Genomic DNA, 18,891 nt, shown 5'->3' with positions numbered 1-18,891 from the left:
TACATTGCGAAATGAGGGTGACAATGGAGCGAGAAGACAAGAAAAGCATTGCCTTAACTGGATTTATGGGGGTCGGAAAAACATCTATAGGACAAGCCTTAGCGAAAAAAACAGGGAGACAGCTTATCGATATCGATGCAGAGATTGAAAAAGCACATGAGCTTCCTGTGCCGGAAATATTTCGTAAATATGGCGAAGAATATTTTCGAGAAAAAGAAAAAGTAATGATTCAATCCTATAGTCAGGAAAAAAAGAAGGTTCTATCTTTAGGAGGCGGAGCATTTCTGCAGCCAGAAGTGAGAGAAATTTGTATGGCATCCTGTTATGTTATCCATTTGGAACTATCCTGGGATAAATGGGTCGATCGGTGTGAACAACTCATCGAGACAAGACCCGTGCTACAAGGGAAGAGCCTTAATGAAATGAAAACTCTGTTTCATGCTAGAGAAAAAATCTACCAGGAATACCATCTGAAAATTAACACGGACCATTTATCCATCGACGAAGCCGCCGACGAAATAATACAATTATTATAAAGTGAACCTTCAATCAGTGGGGGTTTTCATTCTTCCCCTACTGATTGTTAGTTGAACGAAGATAAATAAAAAAGAGACAGCTCTTGGATTTTCCAAGAGCTGTCTCTTTCTTTTTATAGCGCGCCCGGAGGGATTTGAACCCCCGACAAACCTGGTACCGGAAACCAGTGCTCTATCCAACTGAGCTACGGGCGCAAATTCTATTTTTCAAATAAGACACATAGGCTATTATAACGCCCCTAAATATTAGATACAAGCTTTTTATAAAAAAAAGGCACGAAAGTACTGTTTTTCAACTAGTAAGTTATTAAATCATGGGCATGTTTCATATAATTTATTAGCAGCAATCTATGAGGAGGAGTCCTATGCAAATTGATTCATCACTTCTTGAAGTAAGAAACCTGCATACACATTTTTTTACCAAGTCCGGTGTGGTGAAGGCAGTTGACGGGGTGGACCTTTCTGTGAAACCTGGAGAAACACTAGGAATAGTTGGCGAATCCGGTTCTGGAAAAAGTATCACGGCATTATCTATCCTTGGACTGATACCTTCTCCCCCTGGCCGGATTGTGGACGGAGAGGTTTTATTTAAGGGAGAAGACTTATTAAGAAAATCACCCAAGGAGATGAGAGCCATACGTGGGAAGGAAATTGCAATGGTTTTTCAGGACCCGATGACTTCCCTTAACCCAGTTCTTACCGTAGAAAGACAGCTGGTTGAAACCATTTTGGCACATGAAAAGCTAACTAGAAAACAGGCATTTGATCGGGCATTGGAGTTACTAGATCTCGTTGGAATTCCCGATGCACGAAACAGAATTCGTAATTACCCTCATGAATTCAGTGGGGGAATGAGGCAACGGGTTATGATCGCAATCGCTTTATCATGTAATCCCTCTCTGCTTATTGCAGATGAGCCAACTACCGCTTTAGACGTGACCATTCAAGCGCAAATTTTGGAGTTGTTTAAGAAAATGCAGAAAGAACTCGATATGGCACTCGTTATGATTACACATGATCTTGGAGTGGTTGCCGAAGTTTGTGACAGGGTGATGGTAATGTACGCTGGAAAGCCAGCAGAGTACACGGAGACAAAAAAGTTATTCGATAATGGAAAACACCCTTATACACTTGGTCTCATGCACTCGATTCCTAAGATCACGGAAAAGAAGCAAAAACTTGAAGCTATTTCCGGGATGCCACCTGATTTGCGTTCTCTCCCTACTGGCTGCAATTTTGCACCACGATGTAAATTTGCAATGGAGAGCTGTCTGCATGCAGATCCCGAGTTAAAGAATGTAGAAGATAACCATGCAGTTAGATGCTTCCTTCATGACAAAGTTATTAGCGAGGAGGAATCCTTCAATGAAACCCCTATTGGAAGTGAAAAATCTTAAAAAACATTTTCCTATAAATGGTACTTCGCTATTTTCACGTAATAAAGACATGGTAAAAGCTGTGGATGGAATCTCTTTCACTGTAAAAGCAGGAGAAACACTGGGCCTAGTTGGGGAGAGTGGCTGTGGCAAATCTACTGCTGGTAGGTCTATTTTAAAATTGACTGAACCAACAGAGGGACAGCTCATCTATAAAGGAGAGGATATAACGGCTTTTCGTGGTGAACGTATGCGAAAGCTACGACAGGAAATGCAACTAATTTTTCAGGATCCTTATGCTTCCCTGAATCCAAGGAAGACAATTGAGCAGATCATTACGGAGCCCATGAAAATATTTCAGATGGAAAAAGCAGCACGTAAACAAAAACTGGACCGCTTACTAGATGTAGTTGGCTTAAGTTCCTATCACAAATCTCGCTATCCCCACGAGTTTAGTGGCGGACAGAGGCAACGTATCGGGATTGCCCGTTCTTTGGCACTAGACCCTGAGCTTGTCATATGTGATGAACCGGTTTCCGCCTTAGATGTATCCATTCAAGCACAAGTTATAAACTTGTTAGAAGAACTTCAAGAGGAGTTTAAACTAACGTACATTTTTATTGCCCATGATTTAAGTGTAATCCATCATATAAGTGATCGAGTGGCGGTTATGTATTTAGGTGAACTTGTGGAGATTGGAGATGCAGCTGAAGTCTATCAATCTCCTAAACATCCTTATACACAGGCACTTCTATCCGCTGTACCAAAAGTAAATCCTCATCAAGAAAAGGAGAGAATCATCTTAAAAGGTGATCTGCCATCACCAGCGAATCCACCAAAAGGGTGCAAGTTTCATACTCGTTGTCCATTCGCAGAAGCAATTTGCCGCAGTGAAAAGCCAACTATGAAACAAGTGTCTTTAACAGGGCAAATGGCTGCCTGCCACTTTGCAAAGGAGGTGGTGAATTAATCATACTGCTTCTAGAAACGTTGAAAGAAATCATACGAGGGGGATAAATAGTGATAAACAAAAAATGGTTAGGAATACTAGTCTTGTTGTTTGCAATGCTGCTTGCTGTCAGTGCGTGTACTGGTGATGACACGGATTCTAGTAATGAAGAATCCAATGAGGAATCAGCAAATGAGGATGGCACAGAAGATGTAGCTGGTGAAAAAACACTCATATTCGGCCGTGGCGCGGATTCCATTCAATTAGACCCATCAAAAGTAACCGATGGCGAATCAATCTATGTTACGAATCAAATTTATGACACACTTGTACGTTACGAGGAAGACAGTACGGAAGTAAAACCTGCACTAGCAACAGAGTGGACGCCTAGTGAAGACGGGTTAACCTGGACTTTTAAGCTTAGAGATGATGTAACGTTCCATGACGGAAATGATTTCACAGCAGAAGACGTTGTATTTAACTTCGAGCGTTGGGCTACATCTGCTGAATATATTTATTACGGCTACATGTTCGGAGCTTCTGAAGAGAACTTAGGTGGGATTATAGAATCCGTGGAAGCTACTAGTGACTACGAGGTAACCTTCACGCTAAGTGAGCCTAATGCTCCATTTTTACAAACCCTTGCAATGCCTCCTTTTGGAATTGCGAGCCCTAAAGCTGTTGAAGAACATGGAGAAGATTATTTCAAAAACCCTGTTGGAACAGGACCATTTGTATTCAGCGAATGGGTACCGGATGACAGCATTACGGTTACAAAAAACAATGACTATTTTGGAGATGCAGCAAAGGTAGATAAAGTAATCTTCCGTACAATTCCTGATAATGGTGCGCGTTTTATGGAACTACAGTCAGGTTCCATTGATATGATGACAGGCTTAAACCCTCAGGATATTCAAACGATAGATGCTGATGAAAGCTTACAGATTATCGAGCGCCCATCCATGAATATTAGTTATATGGCGATGAACACGGATAAAGAGGGTCCACTTGCTGAAAAGGCTGTCCGTCAGGCGATTAACTTGGCTATCGATAAAGAAAAGCTTGTCTCCCTTTACGAAGGAATTGGCAAGCCTGCTAAAAACCCTCTTCCACCTTCATTATGGGGATATAATGATGACATTGAAGACTATGGATACGATGTAGAAAAAGCGAAAGAATTGCTCGCTGAAGCAGGCTACGCTGATGGTTTTGATATTACATTAAATACGTTCTCTAACCCAAGACCATACATGCCTCAACCTAAAGTAAGTGCACAAGCAATCCAAGAAATGCTGAAAGAAGTAAATATTAATGTCGAGGTCATTGAAAGTGATTGGGACACACATTTGTCTCTAACAGAAAATGGCGAACATGACATGGCGTTTTTAGGCTGGACCGGCGATAACGGAGATCCAGACAATTTCCTCTATGTTTTACTCGATAAGGACAATGCAAAAATGGGTTCAGCTGGAAATATTGCATTCTATAAGAGTGATGAAGTCCATGATTTATTGAAGGCAGCCCAAACCGAAATGGACCAAGAAAAACGAACAGAATTATACTTGGAAGCACAGGAATTAATTCATGAGGATGCACCATGGTTCCCAATTGCCCATACAACACCGCCAATTGCAGCAAACAGCAAAGTGGTTGATTATGTGCCACACTCAACTGGAAGTGAACCTTTTAATATGCTTGATATTCAAGAGTAATGTAACAGGAGTGGTGCCGTGGAGCTACAACGACACCACTCCCAATAAAAGGAGGTGTGTTTGATGCTGAAATATATTACCAAACGCTTGCTGATGCTCATCCCTGTTCTTATTGGTGTTTCCATTATTACGTTCTCACTCATTCATTTAATTCCTGGCGATCCTGCACGTAGTATGCTTGGAGAAAAGGCAACAGAGGAGCAATTGAGTGCGTTACGCCAAGAGCTAGGGCTGAACGATCCGTACATTGTTCAATACGGCCGTTTTTTAGGGGATATACTTCAGGGAGATTTGGGACAATCTATCCAATCAAAGGAATCCATTGGATATGAATTGTTACATAAGCTACCAGCAACTGTAGAGCTGACCTTATTTGCTATGTTACTTGCTGTCAGCATCGGTATTCTCGCAGGTGTAATTGCAGCAGTAAAGCAATATTCCTGGTTTGATAACATCAGTATGACAGGTGCTTTATTTGGTGTGTCACTCCCCATCTTCTGGCTTGGTCTTATGATGATTTGGTTCTTCTCCGTCAAACTAAATATTCTCCCACCTTCTGGCAGACTGACACCAGGCATCGAAATGAATACCATAACAAATTTCTATCTGCTAGATAGTCTTTTGACAGGGAATTTCCGTGCATTTAAAGATGCCTTTTTACATTTACTAATGCCTGGCATTGCATTAGGGACCATACCCATGGCTATTATTGCGCGAATGACACGCTCCAGCATGTTGGAAGTGATGAAACAAGACTATATTCGTACCGCAGATGCCAAGGGATTAAAAACACGATTGATTATCTTTCACCATGCCTTAAAAAATGCCTTCCTTCCTGTCCTTACAGTTATCGGATTGCAATTCGGTCTATTGCTAGGAGGAGCCGTGCTTACTGAAACGATATTTTCATGGCCAGGCATCGGACGATATGTATATTTGGCCGTTTTAGGAAGGGATTATCCCGTTGTGCAAAGCACGATCTTAATTGTGGCAACGATATTTGTGCTCGTTAACTTATTAACAGACCTACTGTACAAGTATTTTGATCCGAGGATTCGTTATGAATAATTGCGTTGCAGGACATTTGAAAGGATGTGATTACGATGGCGCGCACTCCTGAACCCGTAACAAATACAGCCAGTGGAGAATCCATAAAAGCTTCTAAACCTATTCCCTTATGGCTTGAAGCGGGGTTCCGAATAATAAAGAGTAAAACAGCCCTTATCGGTGTGATTATCATTGTGTTACTTGTTCTAACTGCTATTCTAGCACCTGTGATTGCTACACATAGCCCAACTGCCCAAGATATCGTCAATCGCTATCAGGCCCCCTCTTCAGACCATTTACTCGGAACAGACGAACTTGGCAGAGACATTTTTTCGAGGATTGTTTATGGGACAAGGATCTCTATCCAGATTGGAGTCATTGCGGTAAGTATTTCACTCGCTATTGGTGTTTTACTTGGCGGAATCGCTGGCTATTATGGACGTTGGATTGATCAAATCGTCATGCGCTTTATTGACATTATGATGGCATTCCCAAGTATTCTCATGGCAATCGCATTGGTTGCTGTACTTGGACCGAGTTTACAAAATGCTATGATTGCGGTTGGTATTGTGGGAATTCCACAATTTGCGAGGATTGTACGTTCGGCAGTGTTATCTATCAAAGAGAATGAATATATTGAGGCAGCGAAATCAATTGGGGCTAAACATGGCAGGATTCTTATACAGCACGTCCTTCCAAATTGTGTTGCACCGATTATCGTACAGGCTACACTCGGCGTTGGGACTGCCATATTAGATGCAGCTGGTTTAAGCTTCCTTGGTCTTGGTGCTCAGCCGCCAACACCTGAATGGGGTGCAATGTTAAGTGATGGACGAGCTGCGATTCAAAATGCCCCTTGGGTTGTTGCCTTTCCTGGTCTTGCAATTTTCTTAGTCGTCCTTGGCTTTAATTTATTTGGCGATGGTTTAAGGGATGCCCTAGATCCCCGATTAAAACAATAATTTTATGACAACGTGAATTAAGATCTACTCATCTCTCTATCGTTTCGTACCCATGAAATATCACGATGAGGAGATGGGTTTATTTTCCTGAGAATAAGGGAATGATGGAATGAGTATAAAGTGAAACTTCATTTGATGAGGGGGTTCCCTATCTTCCCTACCAAATGTTAGTTTGAACGAATCGGACCTTTTCTGGCAGTTGCCCCCACTTTGTATGATGGATTTCCCCTACCTTTTTAAAGTGGGGGTATTAAGCCAGTAAAGGCGGAATACATACCGCTCTACTAATAAGGTGAAACCTGTCGAACTATTTTATTTGACCTTTTTTGACCTATTAGGTATGATAAGTATATCCAATCCAAAACATGGATAAAAGTGAAACAATTGAAGGAGGATTTACAAATGAATTTAATTCCTACAGTTATTGAACAAACGAATCGTGGAGAACGCGCCTATGATATTTACTCACGTCTATTAAAAGACCGCATTATTATGCTGGGAAGCGCGATTGATGATAATGTAGCAAATTCAATCGTAGCACAATTGCTTTTCCTTGAGGCAGAAGATCCTGAGAAAGATATTTCCCTATACATCAACTCACCTGGTGGATCAATCACAGCGGGTATGGCTATTTTTGATACAATGCAGTTTATCAAATCAGATGTTTCTACAATCTGTACTGGGATGGCAGCATCAATGGGAGCATTCCTACTTGCAGCTGGTGAAAAAGGAAAACGTTATGCTCTTCCTAATAGTGAGGTTATGATTCATCAGCCACTTGGCGGTACGCAAGGTCAAGCTACTGATATTGAGATTCATGCAAAACGTATCATTCAAATGCGTGAGAAAATTAATGAAATCCTATCTGAACGTACTGGACAGCCAATTGAAGTTATTGAGCGTGATACAGATCGCGATAACTTTATGACAGCTCAAAGATCAGTTGACTATGGTCTAATTGACAAAATTTTAGAACGTAATACAGATAAATAATTTCTGGAAATTAAAAATGTCCACCTTCGCTCAACTTGTAGCGATAGTGGACATTTTTCTTTTACTTAGGATGTCAAAACAGTAATTGAACCGTACTTGCTCAAACAAGCATTTTATCATCCCTAAGATACAAAAATCCCTTTCGTTAAGAAAGGGATTTTATTCTGTTACAAAGGCAGCTAACTCTTGGATAGCTTTTTCTTCGTCTTCTCCATCACCAAAGATAATAATCTCTTCGTCACTGGCAACGGCTAAACTCATTAAGCCCATGATACTTTTAGCATTTACCCGCTTGCCTTCTTTTTCTAAATACAAATGAGAACTGAAACGGTTTGCCAGTTGTACAAATTCTGCAGCTGGTCTTGCCTGCAATCCTGTTGGTAATTCCACCTTAACTTGTTTCTCCTGCATCGCCATCACCCTTCTCTACGTAAGCGTTATCATTTGAAGTGAAAAACTATCCGATTTGGCATCCCCATACCGGATCTATAAAGCATTATATCTTTAAATTTTTTAAATTATTCGTATTATATCATGGAGACCTAAAAAAGAAAATCCTTACCCATTCTCTAATAGGTCTCCACGCTTAATTTTTTCAGCAAATTCATCTATTTTCTTCAGTCGGTGATTAACGCCAGATTTAGAAATTTTGCCACTGCTTACTAGTTCACCAAGCTCTTTTAATGAAACATCCTGATGTTGCACACGCAATACAGCAATTTCACGTAATTTTTCTGGTAGCTGATCTAAGCCTACAGTCCGCTCAATTAAATTAATGTTTTCAATCTGACGGAATGCAGCACCAATGGTTTTATTTAGATTTGCGGTTTCACAGTTAACGAGACGATTAACAGAATTGCGCATATCTCTTACAATTCGGACATCCTCAAACTTAAATAAAGCATTATGTGCCCCAATGATACTTAGAAACTCCGTTATCTTCTCTGCTTCTTTAATATACACAATGAAGCCATTCTTTCGCTCTAACATTCTTGCATGAAGCCCAAACTCATTAATAAGCTCACAAAGTGCATCATTGTGCTCCTGGTAAAAGTTAAATATCTCCAAATGGTAAGAAGACGTTTCTGGATTATTAATCGAACCACCTGCAAGGAAAGCACCACGCAAATAGGATTTCTTGCAACACTTTTTCTTCATATAATTGCTAGAAATGGACCTACTAAATGTATGCTTTGTTGTTAAAATCTCTAGATCTATAAGTAAGTCCTGTACTTCTTCCTTCATCCGTACAATATAAACATTATTCTTTTTTAGCTTCATTTTTTTGCGCACGAGTAGTTCGACAGGCAGATGATAGAGGGATTTAATTAAGGTGTAAATTCTCCTTGCAATCGCAGCATTTTCTGTTTGTACATCGAGCACGTATTTTTGTTTTGATAAGGAAATGGCACCATTCATTCGAATGAGTGAGGCTAATTCTGCCTTTTTACAGCATTCATCCACCTCTATTGCTGTTAATTCCTTCTTTATTTCTGATGCAAATGACATTGGGTATCCCCCCTCTCTATTTCCCAATTACTTTTGCTGGTTTTGTTGACTATCTGCTGAAATTTCTCTATAAAATCGAATAAAGCAACTGTGCTACTTTCGAATTATCATGTCTCAGCATTTTCTGGGAATGGTTAATAATATCCCCTTCAATAATTTGTAGACCCATTTTAAGAAGTTGATCTGTGTCATAAATAACCGGCTCAGCATTTTCTTCCGCATAGATTTCCCGAACGGAACGAACGATTGGCTCATTATGTACCACGATAGCATCTACACTATCCTCTCCTATATGGTCCCGTATAGCCTGTACATGGTTGGAAGCAGTGTAACCAGTTGTTTCTCCGGCCTGGGTCATGACATTACAGACATAGACAACTTTTCCCTTTGTTTCGCGAATTGCCTCATCTATCTTTGGCATAATGACAGTCGGCATAATACTTGTATATAGGCTTCCTGGAGCGATCACCACAAGGTCAGCATTTTCAATCGCTCTAACTGCGTTTGGCAATGGCTGGACCGGTTGTGGACTTAAAAACACCCGATCAATTTGTTTATTGGATAATGGAATATTCGATTCCCCAGAAACAATGGTTCCATCCTTCATCTTTGCGTGAAGTGACATATTATCGTTAGAGATAGGATAGATCTTCCCTTTCACATTCAGTACACGGGAAATCTCTTTTATCCCTGTATTAAAATTACCTGTTATGGCAGTCATGGCTGCCAACAACAAGTTTCCCATTGAATGACCTGATAAGCCATTTCCTGCATTAAATCTGTGCTGAAATAGCTCAATAAGCATAGGCTCGGCATCTGAAAGAGCTGCAATTACATTGCGAATATCTCCCGGTGCAGGGATCGCCATTTCAGATCTTAGTCTTCCTGTGCTCCCACCGTCATCGGCTACCGTCACGAGCGCAGTTAGATGAATTGGTAAATTCTTTAATCCCCGTAAAAGGACTGGCATCCCTGTGCCGCCCCCAACAACGACAACCTTTGGTAAAGCTTGTTGTGTCATATTAATGTCCCTTTCTTTTGTCAATATCTCTGTGGGTTACATGCGTTATATACGCAGATGACAATTCATTGGCAAAAAACTCAGAAAGGGCCACGGAACGATGCTGTCCGCCTGTACAGCCAATAGCTACGACAAGCTGAGATTTTCCTTCTTTTTTATACTGTGGCAGCATAAATTGCAGAAGATCAAGTACCTTTTCATTAAATACCTGCGTTTCAGACCATTTGAAAACATAGGAAGAAACATCTTTATTCAATCCAGTTAGTGGCTGTAATGTTGGTACATAGTGTGGATTAGGAAGAAAACGTACGTCAAAGACTAAATCTGCATCGATTGGCAAGCCATATTTAAACCCGAAAGATACCATGTGCACAGAGAAAATCTCCTGTTTTTCTTCCGTATACTTTTGAACAATTTTGTCACGTAATTCCTTTGGCTTTAAGGAAGTCGTATCAATTATACGTTGTGCTCTTCCTCTTAGTTGGTCAAGAATTTCCCGTTCTTGACGTATTCCATTCAATGGCAATCCGCCAACATCCAGTGGATGCGCTCTTCTCGTTTCTTTATATCTGCTAACTAATTTTTCATCCTTTGCGTCAAGGAAAAGAATATGCTCTTCCAGCCAGTCTTCTTTTCCTAGCACGTCTAAAGCTTCAAACAGGGAGTCAAAAAACTCTCTGCCACGCAAGTCCATAACCAGCGCTACTTTACGAATGTTATTCCTTGAATCCCTCATTAATTCGAGAAATTTCGGCAGTAAAGCTGGTGGCAAATTGTCCACACAGTAGTATCCTAGATCTTCAAAGCTTTGAATAGCTACTGTTTTCCCAGCACCAGACATGCCTGTTATAATAACCAGCGACGTTTCGGTATGTTTACTTTCCATCTGCAATCTCCTCCATTCAGAATTAGCTCCTAGGATGGATCCAACCGGGCATCAAGAAGTTGATAATCCTCCGTATATGTAAAAGCGCCGTATAACAACTCTTGTGAGCGTTTGACATGTTGAAAGATTTTCCGATCCCCTTCTGCCATTGGTAATTGTTCTATTTTCTCCAATGGAACCCATTCTAGCTCACCTTCTGGACTGCTATCTGTCAGTTCTCCATTATATGCATATGCTACAAAGGTAAACATCATCCACTCCTGAATGAAAGTATCTTCTGTATCCACCGAAAAGGTGAAGATACCTGCAAGTTCAGGATTCTGTAGATGGAGATTTGTTTCCTCACAGTATTCTCTGGTGACTGCTTCTTTTATCGATTCCCCGGCTTCCATCTTCCCGCCAGGTATTGCGTACCATCCACGCCTTGGTTTTTTTATTAACAAAACATGATTATCTTCTATAACAATACAATTGGTTACACGTTGCATTCTGTATTCGCCTCTTTCCGTATCTTTTAAGAGGATGTTGTTAGGCTCGGAGAATCCGTTCATCCCGACATTGACCTAGGTCGGAGCGTTTTTTAGTCGGGTTCCTTAACGGGCAATCTCCGCTTTTTTTGTCTAGCTCTGGACGCCCAGAAACTATGCAACTTCGCAAATCGCCTTACAATAAGTCATCAGCGATTCGTCACCTCATCGTGATTCCTTTATCTCAGTTAATTTGCTCCATTTGCTACGTAGGCCCGGAGGATCCGGGTCATGCCGACGTTGACCCAGGACGGGTCGTTCTTTAGTCGGCGTTCCCTCGTACGGGCGACCTCCGCTTTTCTTAAAACACGCTTCTTCTATTATACAATGAAAAAAATCATTCCAACAAGGTAAAGGTTTTATCAATCGCTACATCTATATAATCGGTCAACTTTCGACAAGAGACCGGGACTGACTATTGAGTAGACATGCCTAAATTGAAATCAAGTTTAGGATAACCAAACATCATTAGAAAAACTCGCATTCGCTCGTCCTTTAGCTAATGTGTACGTTTTTCTTATACTTGGAACCTCAAAATTTCAACTGCGTCGAATTTGCTTCCTTGTTAAAATTTTATGCTTTCCTAAATAAAAAAAAGACACAGGTGCATCTGCACCTGTGCAAGAAACTAATCTATCTATTAAAAGGGGGTCAATTAGTTATTTATAGTGTACCCCATTTTTATTGCGTGCGTATTACAGCAGCGTTAAAAAGCAGTTACTTCTTAGTAAAGATAACTTAACAATACTAAGATTGTGTTGTTTTCAATGCTTCTTGAAGGTCTTCAACATACTTAATTGCAGCCTCGGCAGCTACACTTCCGTCTCCTGTAGCTGTCACAATTTGTCGAAGTGTTTTTTCTCGAATATCTCCAGCTGCAAAAACACCAGATACATTTGTTTCCATGTGTTCATTCGTTGGAATATAGCCTTCTTCATTCGTGATACCAAGTGATTTGAATGGCTCACTTAAAGGTACCATACCAATATAAATGAAGACCCCATCAATGTTTTCTTCTTTAACTTCTCCAGTAAGCGTGTCTTTTAATGTTACACTACCTACTTTTCCATCTTTACCATTAATGGTTTCGACAACAGTGTTCCAGACAAAGTCAATTTTATCATTGTCAAACGCACGTTCTTGAAGAATCTTTTGTGCACGTAATTTATCACGGCGATGCACAACGGTAACTTTATCAGCAAATCGTGTCAGATAGATACCTTCTTCGACTGCAGAGTCTCCGCCACCAATTACGATAAGGTTTTTCTCTTTGAAGAATGCCCCATCACAAACAGCACAATAAGAGACACCACGTCCACCTAATTCTTCTTCACCAGGAATGCCAAGTTTTTTGTACTGTGCACCAGTGGTAATAATTAGTGATCTTGTGTTGTATTCCTTTTTACCAGCAACAACAGTCTTATAATCACCATGGTCAATTACCTCTTTAATATCACCATAAGCGTACTCAGCACCAAATTTCTTTGCATGGTCAAACATCTTATTGGATAGATCCGGTCCTAAAATATGGTCATAGCCAGGATAGTTTTCCACGTCTTCCGTGTTGGCCATTTGACCACCAGGAATCCCACGCTCAATCATAAGCGTTTGTAAATTTGCACGAGATGCATAAACCGCTGCAGTCATTCCTGCAGGACCAGCACCTGCGATAATCACATCATACATACGTTCTTCGGACATATCTATCGCCCCTTTTTCCTTCTATTAATTAGCCACATCAAGCTTATAAGACAAACGCAATTTCGTCTAATATAATGCTCAATCCCATGGCACTGATTCTTTAGCTAGCTTAGGATATTTCTTCGTACCTTCTTGCCAAAGCTTATAGGCCCGTTCCTTATCCCCATGATGAAATGCTGCAATACTATACCAGCGAAAATAAGAAGGATGTCCTTTTAGCTTGCCTTTTGAGAGGAGAAGAAAGCGTTGAAACGCTTCTTCAAACCGATTCGTACGGGCAAGGGTAACAGCAATGCGCAGTTTTTGTTGCTCATGGATAGGATATACATTTAGTAATGCCTGAATATGGACTTCATATTCCGTGTATTTTCCCTGTTGGAAATAAAACAAAGCAAGATTCACGTGACTGTAAAGGGAAGTTGGTTCTTCATCAAGAATGTCTTCCTCCATTTGGATCGCTTTTTCTTCATTACCAGAGAAAAATAAGGCCTGTGTATAATCATGCTTTGTCAATTTGTGCTCTGGAAATAGGGTCATCATCTCCTCGATAAGCGGGATTGCCTTTTCCCATTCCATATTTTCCATATGATAAAAGACGGTTTCTTGATAAATAAGGAGTTCATCCTCATCCTCTAAATCCCAGTCTTCCTCTTCATCCTCATCGATATCAATGAGTTCTAACAATCTTTTAGCTTCTTCACTTAAATCCCCTTCAGGCTCTTGCTCAAGGTACGATAACGCAAATTTTTTCGCATCATGAAGCAAACCCAAATGGGCATAATTGTTTGCAAGTAAATAATAACAATCTACATAGTCTGATGATTGCAGGACTTTATTTAATAGCTGATTTGCTGCGTGAAATGCACCGATTTCCGTATATATAACCGACATTTGACAAAGATACAATGGATCTTCTGGCTTTGCTTCTGTTGCTTTCTTCATCCACTTGATTGCAATGTCAAATTTACGTTTTTGAAAAGCCTCTATGCCTTTTGTGAAATAAAAGTCACCTTCAGGAATAAAAGGGATAACATTGTTCTGCTGTTCTTTCTTACCTTTTGTCACCTGTTGCATGCATATCCCCCTAATTAAATTACATACGAAAAGATTATACCACAATACCATGTCAAATTATATAGGTTACAGTTTAGAACTAGATCAGGGAGCTGGCTCATAAAAAGCCGGACAAACATTCTGTCCGGCAATCTATATCAATTCGTATAAAGTGAAACTTCAATCAGTTTTCATTCTTCCCCCACTGATTGTTAGTCTTACGGACGGTTACACCGGGATAAAACACGCAAACAAGCGAAATCTTGAACATCAGTTAGGATTGAACAGGTGTTACAGCATCATGTAAGAGTTGCTCTAACTCTTCTGTGTAAGCCTTGGTTTGATCATCTGTCCATTTCAGTTCTTTTGCCATGTAGCGAATAACATTATCCTTGTGCGCTCGTACCCATCCAATTTCAAAGAACAAAGCACCCGTACGACGAACAAAGAAGTCAACTGGTTTATAGGCTAATTCATATTCCAATGCGTAAACAAGTTCAGCAAATACGATAGGATCAACATCTTCTGTTTTAGCTTTCTCTTGATTCGTAACGTAAAGATCTAAAACCTTATCAAAATTGGATCCGTATCTCTCAATCAACATGAGAGCAGTCTGCTCATCAAGTCCCTGTGCCAAGCCTTCACTTACTTTTCTATTTTTGAAGTCCTTAAATCCTTTTGAGCCGCCAACTTCTCCACCAGAAAGGGCTAAATGCTCTGTTTCAGAAGCAGAATAAATAATTCCTTCTTCTTCTTTCAATTGTTTGGTAACTTTATCGACTGCATGCTGTGCCATTTTTCGGTAACCTGTTAACTTACCACCGGCCATCGATATAAGGCCAGAGTCTGAAACGAAAATTTCATCTTTACGTGAAATCTCACTAGGGTTATCATTATCCGCTTCCGCAATTAAAGGACGCAGACCTGCCCAGCTGGAATCAACATACTCAGCTTTTATATCAAGGGTAGGGAACATATAATTAATTGCATCGATAATATAATCACGATCCGCTTCCGTCATTTTTGGATTAGCTATATCGCCTTTATAGGTTGTATCTGTTGTACCTACATAGGTCACATTATCTCTTGGGATTGCAAAAACCATTCTTTTGTCAGGTGTATCAAAATAAATGGCCTGTTGTAACGGGAAGATTTCTTTACGGAAAACAAGGTGAACCCCTTTTGTTAAATGTAGTGCCTTTCCTTTTTTGGAACCATCTATTTCCCTTAATTCATCGACCCATGGGCCACCTGCATTAATAATTTTCTTGGCATACACTTTATGTTGCTCACCAGTAATTGTGTCTTCCATAACGACACCAGAAATTTTATTTGCATCATTGTAAATGAAGTCCACAACTTTTGTATAGTTAACTGCATGGACACCTTTTTGCACAGCCTTTTTCAGTACCTCAATCGTCAAGCGAGCATCATCTGTCTTATATTCAACATAAAACCCAGCCCCTCTTAACTCATCACGTTTAATAAGTGGCTCTCTTTCCATTGCTTCTTCCGGTTTGAACATTTGTCTACGTTCACCTTTTTTCACACCAGCAAGAAAATCATATACGCGGAGCCCTAAGTTTGTAGTTAGTGGACCGAACGTTCCGCCCTTATGAAATGGCAACATCATCCATTCTGGAGTCGTCACATGTGGCCCATTTTCATAAACAATGGCGCGCTCTTTTCCTACTTCTGCAACCATTTTTACTTCAAATTGTTTTAAATAACGCAGACCTCCGTGTACTAGCTTTGTAGAACGACTTGACGTTCCTGCAGCAAAGTCCTGCATTTCTACTAAACCTGTCTTTAAGCCTCTAGTCACGGCGTCCAGTGAGATTCCTGCACCGGTAATTCCGCCACCGATAACCAGTAAGTCTAATTTTTCCTCTTTAAAATGATTAAATGTAAGATTTCGATCATAACTTGAAAAAACAGTCATGTTTAAGCCCTCCTGTTTATTACAATTGTCTATACATATAAATACCCTATTTTTCGTATTCTAATGTACTTTTCCGCAGAAAAATTGCTCTTCAGGCAAACAAAAAAACCGCAAAGCACACTAATCAAATTATGATTAGCATGTTCGCGGTTTCTCCATTTCTCCGTCCGAGATTATTAACTTAAATTCATTATAACATAGCTCTAATTGGAAGTATAGCAATATGTTAATGGTCTATAGCAGATTAAGAGAGTCTATACCTTTCTCTCAACGAAACCCACTTATTTAAATGCCTGTGCCGCCTTAACGGCTTTTTTCCAGCCATCATAAAGCTGTTCTCTTTCATCCTGATTAATCTCCGATTCAAACGTTTTATCAACTTTCCATTGATTTGCGATTTCCTCTTTACTTTGCCAGAAGCCAACAGCAAGTCCTGCCAAATAGGCTGCACCAAGTGCTGTTGTCTCCGTGACAACAGGCCGCTCTACTTGAAGTCCGAGTATATTGCTTTGGAATTGGACAAGAAAGTCATTCTTAACAGCGCCACCATCCACACGTAATGTTTTCACATCAATACCCGAATCATCTTTCATTACATCTAATACATCGCGTGTCTGATAGGTTAGAGACTCCAGTGTAGCACGTACTAAGTGCTCCTTCTTTGTACCACGAGTCAGACCAAATACCGCACCTCTAACATCACTATCCCAATATGGCGTACCTAACCCAACAAACGCTGGGACGACATATACCCCGCCAGTGTCCTCCACATCTGTAGCAAGGGATTCTGTCTCCTTGGCATCTTTAATAATTTCTAATCCATCACGAAGCCACTGAATTGCCGACCCGGAAACAAATATACTTCCTTCGAGGGCATATTCTACCTTTCCATCAATCCCCCATGCGAGTGTTGTTAATAAGCCATTGTCAGACTTAACACCTTCTTCTCCTGTATTCATCAGCATAAAGCCGCCTGTCCCATAAGTATTTTTTGCCATCCCTTTTTCAAAACATGCCTGACCGAATAGAGCAGCGTGCTGATCTCCAGCAATACCAGCAATTGGAACTTCATGTCCAAAGAAGTGATAATTTACTGTTTTTCCATATACTTCAGAAGACTGCTTTACCTCTGGTAGCATGGATTTCGGGACACCAAGAATATCAAGTAGTTCTTCATCCCATTCTAAGTCATAGATATTGTACATAAGGGTTCTTGATGCATTCGAATAATCCGTTATATGTTGTTCTCCGCCAGTTAACTTGTAAACAAGCCATGTATCAATCGTGCCAAACATTAATTCTCCATTATCTGCTTTTTCCCTTGCACCATCTACATTATCCAATATCCATTTTACCTTGGTTCCAGCAAAATATGGATCGATAAGCAAACCTGTCTTATCTCGGAATAGCTCATTATGACCAGCCTCGCGCAGTTCATTACAGATATCAGCAGTTTGACGCGACTGCCATACTATTGCTCGGTAAATTGGCTTTCCGGTTTGCCGGTCCCAAACAACGGTTGTTTCTCGTTGGTTTGTTATACCAATTCCAGCGATGTCATCTGGCTCAATATCACTCTTTCGCATTGCCTCTGAAATACTAGATAAGATAGATGTCCAAATCTCATTCGCATCATGTTCTACCCATCCTGGCTTTGTGAAATGCTGCTCGAATTCACGTTGGCCTGTTTCTACAACTTTTCCCTCTTGATCAAATATAACAGCTTTTGAGCTGGTAGTTCCCTGATCTAATGCTAAAATGTATTTTCCCATTATAATCTCTCCTCTTGTAAAAATTAGCTTTGGTTAGCAGGTTTCTTTAGTTCCTGTTGTAAACCTACCCCAAATAAAATAAGTATGATAGCACTAACTACCCAAAATATCTCGGTTGGGTTTGTCTCGAAAATTGCTTGATAGAAAAGTCCACCATAGATTCCTCCAATTGCCGGCCCTATAACAGGGATCCAAGAATAACTCCAGTTTGATCCCCCTTTGCCTGGTATCGGCAGGAAAGCATGGGCAATTCTGGGTCCCAAATCTCTGGCCGGATTAATGGCATAACCAGTTGTCCCACCAAGTGACATACCGATCACAACAATAAGCAGCCCAACAATGAGTGGATTTAATCCTTCAGTAAATTCATTTGCCCCAATAAATAAAATTCCCATTACCAATACGAAGGTGCCAATGACCTCACTTATTAAATTTGCGATGGGACTGGAAATCGCTGGACCGGTACTAAAAACCCCTAACTTGGCTCCTGGGTCTGTCGTACCTCTCCAGTGTGGCAAATAGTGAAAAAATACTATGATTGCGCCAATGATTCCACCAATCATCTGTGCTGTAATATAAAGTGGGACTTTACTCCAAGGGAAATCACCCACAGATGCGAGCCCTAAGGTAACGGCAGGATTTAAATGAGCACCTGTTATATTTCCAACTGCATAGACACCCATTGCGACACCTAGCCCCCAAGCAAACGTCACAAGTACCCAGCCAGCACCTTCTGATAGGGTGTTTTTCAATGAGGTACCAGCTACTACGCCCGTACCGAAGATAACAAGAATCATCGTCCCAATTACTTCTCCAGCAAACTCTGACATGACATCTCCCCCAATAACAATATATATATGTTATTCCACAATTTTCAGAGATTACACATCAGGGTTTTAATCAAT

At 40.5% G+C, this 18,891-nt stretch carries 17 protein-coding genes and 1 tRNA gene; 7 read left to right on the top strand and 11 right to left on the bottom strand.

Going from position 1 to position 18,891, the window contains the following annotated elements; all coding sequences use genetic code 11:
* Positions 1-23 precede the first annotated feature (23 nt).
* A complete protein-coding gene (locus tag ACTWPF_RS06725) occupies positions 24-536 on the top strand; it encodes a shikimate kinase (RefSeq protein WP_443148751.1) in 513 nt (170 codons plus the stop codon).
* A gap of 119 nt (positions 537-655) precedes the next feature.
* On the opposite strand, the gene ACTWPF_RS06720 is transcribed toward ACTWPF_RS06725, so the two are convergent.
* A tRNA-Arg gene (locus tag ACTWPF_RS06720) sits at positions 656-731 on the bottom strand.
* A 170-nt stretch (positions 732-901) separates the two neighbouring features.
* Between ACTWPF_RS06720 and ACTWPF_RS06715 the strand changes: the two genes are divergently transcribed.
* The 6 genes from ACTWPF_RS06715 (at position 902) to clpP (ending at position 7,575) form a co-directional block, all read left to right on the top strand.
* The gene (locus ACTWPF_RS06715; RefSeq protein WP_443148750.1) at positions 902-1,933 is read left to right on the top strand and encodes an ABC transporter ATP-binding protein; all 1,032 of its coding nucleotides are present in this window, start codon (positions 902-904) and stop codon (positions 1,931-1,933) included.
* Positions 1,902-2,882 carry an ABC transporter ATP-binding protein gene (locus ACTWPF_RS06710; protein WP_443148749.1) on the top strand — a complete coding sequence of 327 codons (981 nt, stop codon included), beginning with the start codon at positions 1,902-1,904 and terminating at the stop codon, positions 2,880-2,882. Before ACTWPF_RS06715 ends, ACTWPF_RS06710 begins: the two co-directional genes overlap by 32 nt.
* 50 nt (positions 2,883-2,932) lie before the next feature.
* The gene (locus tag ACTWPF_RS06705) at positions 2,933-4,573 is read left to right on the top strand and encodes an ABC transporter substrate-binding protein (RefSeq protein WP_443148748.1); all 1,641 of its coding nucleotides are present in this window, start codon (positions 2,933-2,935) and stop codon (positions 4,571-4,573) included.
* A gap of 63 nt (positions 4,574-4,636) precedes the next feature.
* On the top strand, positions 4,637-5,641 hold the full coding sequence (locus ACTWPF_RS06700; RefSeq protein WP_058950492.1) for an ABC transporter permease: 1,005 nt from the start codon (positions 4,637-4,639) through the stop codon (positions 5,639-5,641).
* 35 nt (positions 5,642-5,676) lie between these two features.
* Positions 5,677-6,582, top strand: a complete 906-nt coding sequence (nikC, locus tag ACTWPF_RS06695) for a nickel transporter permease (protein WP_161465025.1) — start codon at positions 5,677-5,679, stop codon at positions 6,580-6,582.
* 384 nt (positions 6,583-6,966) lie between these two features.
* A complete protein-coding gene (clpP, locus tag ACTWPF_RS06690; RefSeq protein ID WP_259343651.1) occupies positions 6,967-7,575 on the top strand; it encodes an ATP-dependent Clp endopeptidase proteolytic subunit ClpP in 609 nt (202 codons plus the stop codon).
* A 159-nt stretch (positions 7,576-7,734) separates the two neighbouring features.
* Here clpP and ACTWPF_RS06685 read toward each other — a convergent pair whose 3' ends face one another.
* The 10 genes from ACTWPF_RS06685 to ACTWPF_RS06640 form a co-directional block, all read right to left on the bottom strand.
* Positions 7,735-7,986 (bottom strand): HPr family phosphocarrier protein, encoded by a 252-nt coding sequence (locus ACTWPF_RS06685; protein WP_106897328.1) that lies wholly within the window; start codon positions 7,984-7,986, stop codon positions 7,735-7,737.
* Positions 7,987-8,133: 147 nt separating this feature from the next.
* Complete coding sequence (gene whiA / locus ACTWPF_RS06680) at positions 8,134-9,084, bottom strand: DNA-binding protein WhiA (protein ID WP_443148747.1); 951 nt, start codon at positions 9,082-9,084, stop codon at positions 8,134-8,136.
* Between the two features lie 67 nt (positions 9,085-9,151).
* On the bottom strand, positions 9,152-10,105 hold the full coding sequence (locus ACTWPF_RS06675; RefSeq protein WP_106897330.1) for a gluconeogenesis factor YvcK family protein: 954 nt from the start codon (positions 10,103-10,105) through the stop codon (positions 9,152-9,154).
* A 1-nt stretch (position 10,106) separates the two neighbouring features.
* Complete coding sequence (gene rapZ, locus ACTWPF_RS06670; RefSeq protein WP_106897331.1) at positions 10,107-10,991, bottom strand: RNase adapter RapZ; 885 nt, start codon at positions 10,989-10,991, stop codon at positions 10,107-10,109.
* A 29-nt stretch (positions 10,992-11,020) separates the two neighbouring features.
* Positions 11,021-11,479 carry an NUDIX hydrolase gene (locus ACTWPF_RS06665; RefSeq protein WP_443148746.1) on the bottom strand — a complete coding sequence of 153 codons (459 nt, stop codon included), beginning with the start codon at positions 11,477-11,479 and terminating at the stop codon, positions 11,021-11,023.
* Between the two features lie 786 nt (positions 11,480-12,265).
* Positions 12,266-13,219, bottom strand: coding sequence for a thioredoxin-disulfide reductase (gene trxB, locus ACTWPF_RS06660; protein WP_106897333.1), 954 nt, complete (start codon positions 13,217-13,219; stop codon positions 12,266-12,268).
* Positions 13,220-13,297: 78 nt separating this feature from the next.
* Positions 13,298-14,293 (bottom strand): tetratricopeptide repeat protein, encoded by a 996-nt coding sequence (locus tag ACTWPF_RS06655; protein ID WP_238020943.1) that lies wholly within the window; start codon positions 14,291-14,293, stop codon positions 13,298-13,300.
* 253 nt (positions 14,294-14,546) lie between these two features.
* Positions 14,547-16,214: a glycerol-3-phosphate dehydrogenase/oxidase gene (locus ACTWPF_RS06650; protein WP_443148745.1), complete on the bottom strand. Its 1,668-nt coding sequence runs from the start codon at positions 16,212-16,214 to the stop codon at positions 14,547-14,549.
* Between the two features lie 281 nt (positions 16,215-16,495).
* Complete coding sequence (glpK, locus tag ACTWPF_RS06645; protein WP_238020949.1) at positions 16,496-17,986, bottom strand: glycerol kinase GlpK; 1,491 nt, start codon at positions 17,984-17,986, stop codon at positions 16,496-16,498.
* Positions 17,987-18,009: 23 nt separating this feature from the next.
* On the bottom strand, positions 18,010-18,816 hold the full coding sequence (locus ACTWPF_RS06640) for an MIP/aquaporin family protein (RefSeq protein WP_443148744.1): 807 nt from the start codon (positions 18,814-18,816) through the stop codon (positions 18,010-18,012).
* Positions 18,817-18,891 lie beyond the last annotated feature (75 nt).

The sequence above is a fragment of the Oceanobacillus sp. M65 genome, from assembly GCF_052246275.1.
Lineage (GTDB): Bacteria > Bacillota > Bacilli > Bacillales > Amphibacillaceae > Oceanobacillus_B > Oceanobacillus_B jordanicus.
Note: the sequence above shows the minus strand (reverse complement) of the source record. Positions and strands in the feature narration are given on the sequence as shown.

What these genes read in the sequence shown, in the direction of transcription:
- ACTWPF_RS06725 (WP_443148751.1), top strand. Translation starts at nt 24, where the DNA reads ATGGAGCGAGAAGACAAGAAAAGCATTGCCTTAACTGGATTTATGGGG.
- ACTWPF_RS06715 (WP_443148750.1), top strand. Translation starts at nt 902, where the DNA reads ATGCAAATTGATTCATCACTTCTTGAAGTAAGAAACCTGCATACACAT.
- ACTWPF_RS06710 (WP_443148749.1), top strand. Translation starts at nt 1,902, where the DNA reads ATGAAACCCCTATTGGAAGTGAAAAATCTTAAAAAACATTTTCCTATA.
- ACTWPF_RS06700 (WP_058950492.1), top strand. Translation starts at nt 4,637, where the DNA reads ATGCTGAAATATATTACCAAACGCTTGCTGATGCTCATCCCTGTTCTT.
- nikC (WP_161465025.1), top strand. Translation starts at nt 5,677, where the DNA reads ATGGCGCGCACTCCTGAACCCGTAACAAATACAGCCAGTGGAGAATCC.
- ACTWPF_RS06685 (WP_106897328.1), bottom strand. Translation starts at nt 7,986, where the DNA reads ATGCAGGAGAAACAAGTTAAGGTGGAATTACCAACAGGATTGCAGGCA.
- whiA (WP_443148747.1), bottom strand. Translation starts at nt 9,084, where the DNA reads ATGTCATTTGCATCAGAAATAAAGAAGGAATTAACAGCAATAGAGGTG.
- ACTWPF_RS06675 (WP_106897330.1), bottom strand. Translation starts at nt 10,105, where the DNA reads ATGACACAACAAGCTTTACCAAAGGTTGTCGTTGTTGGGGGCGGCACA.
- rapZ (WP_106897331.1), bottom strand. Translation starts at nt 10,991, where the DNA reads ATGGAAAGTAAACATACCGAAACGTCGCTGGTTATTATAACAGGCATG.
- ACTWPF_RS06665 (WP_443148746.1), bottom strand. Translation starts at nt 11,479, where the DNA reads ATGCAACGTGTAACCAATTGTATTGTTATAGAAGATAATCATGTTTTG.
- trxB (WP_106897333.1), bottom strand. Translation starts at nt 13,219, where the DNA reads ATGTCCGAAGAACGTATGTATGATGTGATTATCGCAGGTGCTGGTCCT.
- ACTWPF_RS06655 (WP_238020943.1), bottom strand. Translation starts at nt 14,293, where the DNA reads ATGCAACAGGTGACAAAAGGTAAGAAAGAACAGCAGAACAATGTTATC.
- ACTWPF_RS06650 (WP_443148745.1), bottom strand. Translation starts at nt 16,214, where the DNA reads ATGACTGTTTTTTCAAGTTATGATCGAAATCTTACATTTAATCATTTT.
- glpK (WP_238020949.1), bottom strand. Translation starts at nt 17,986, where the DNA reads ATGGGAAAATACATTTTAGCATTAGATCAGGGAACTACCAGCTCAAAA.
- ACTWPF_RS06640 (WP_443148744.1), bottom strand. Translation starts at nt 18,816, where the DNA reads ATGTCAGAGTTTGCTGGAGAAGTAATTGGGACGATGATTCTTGTTATC.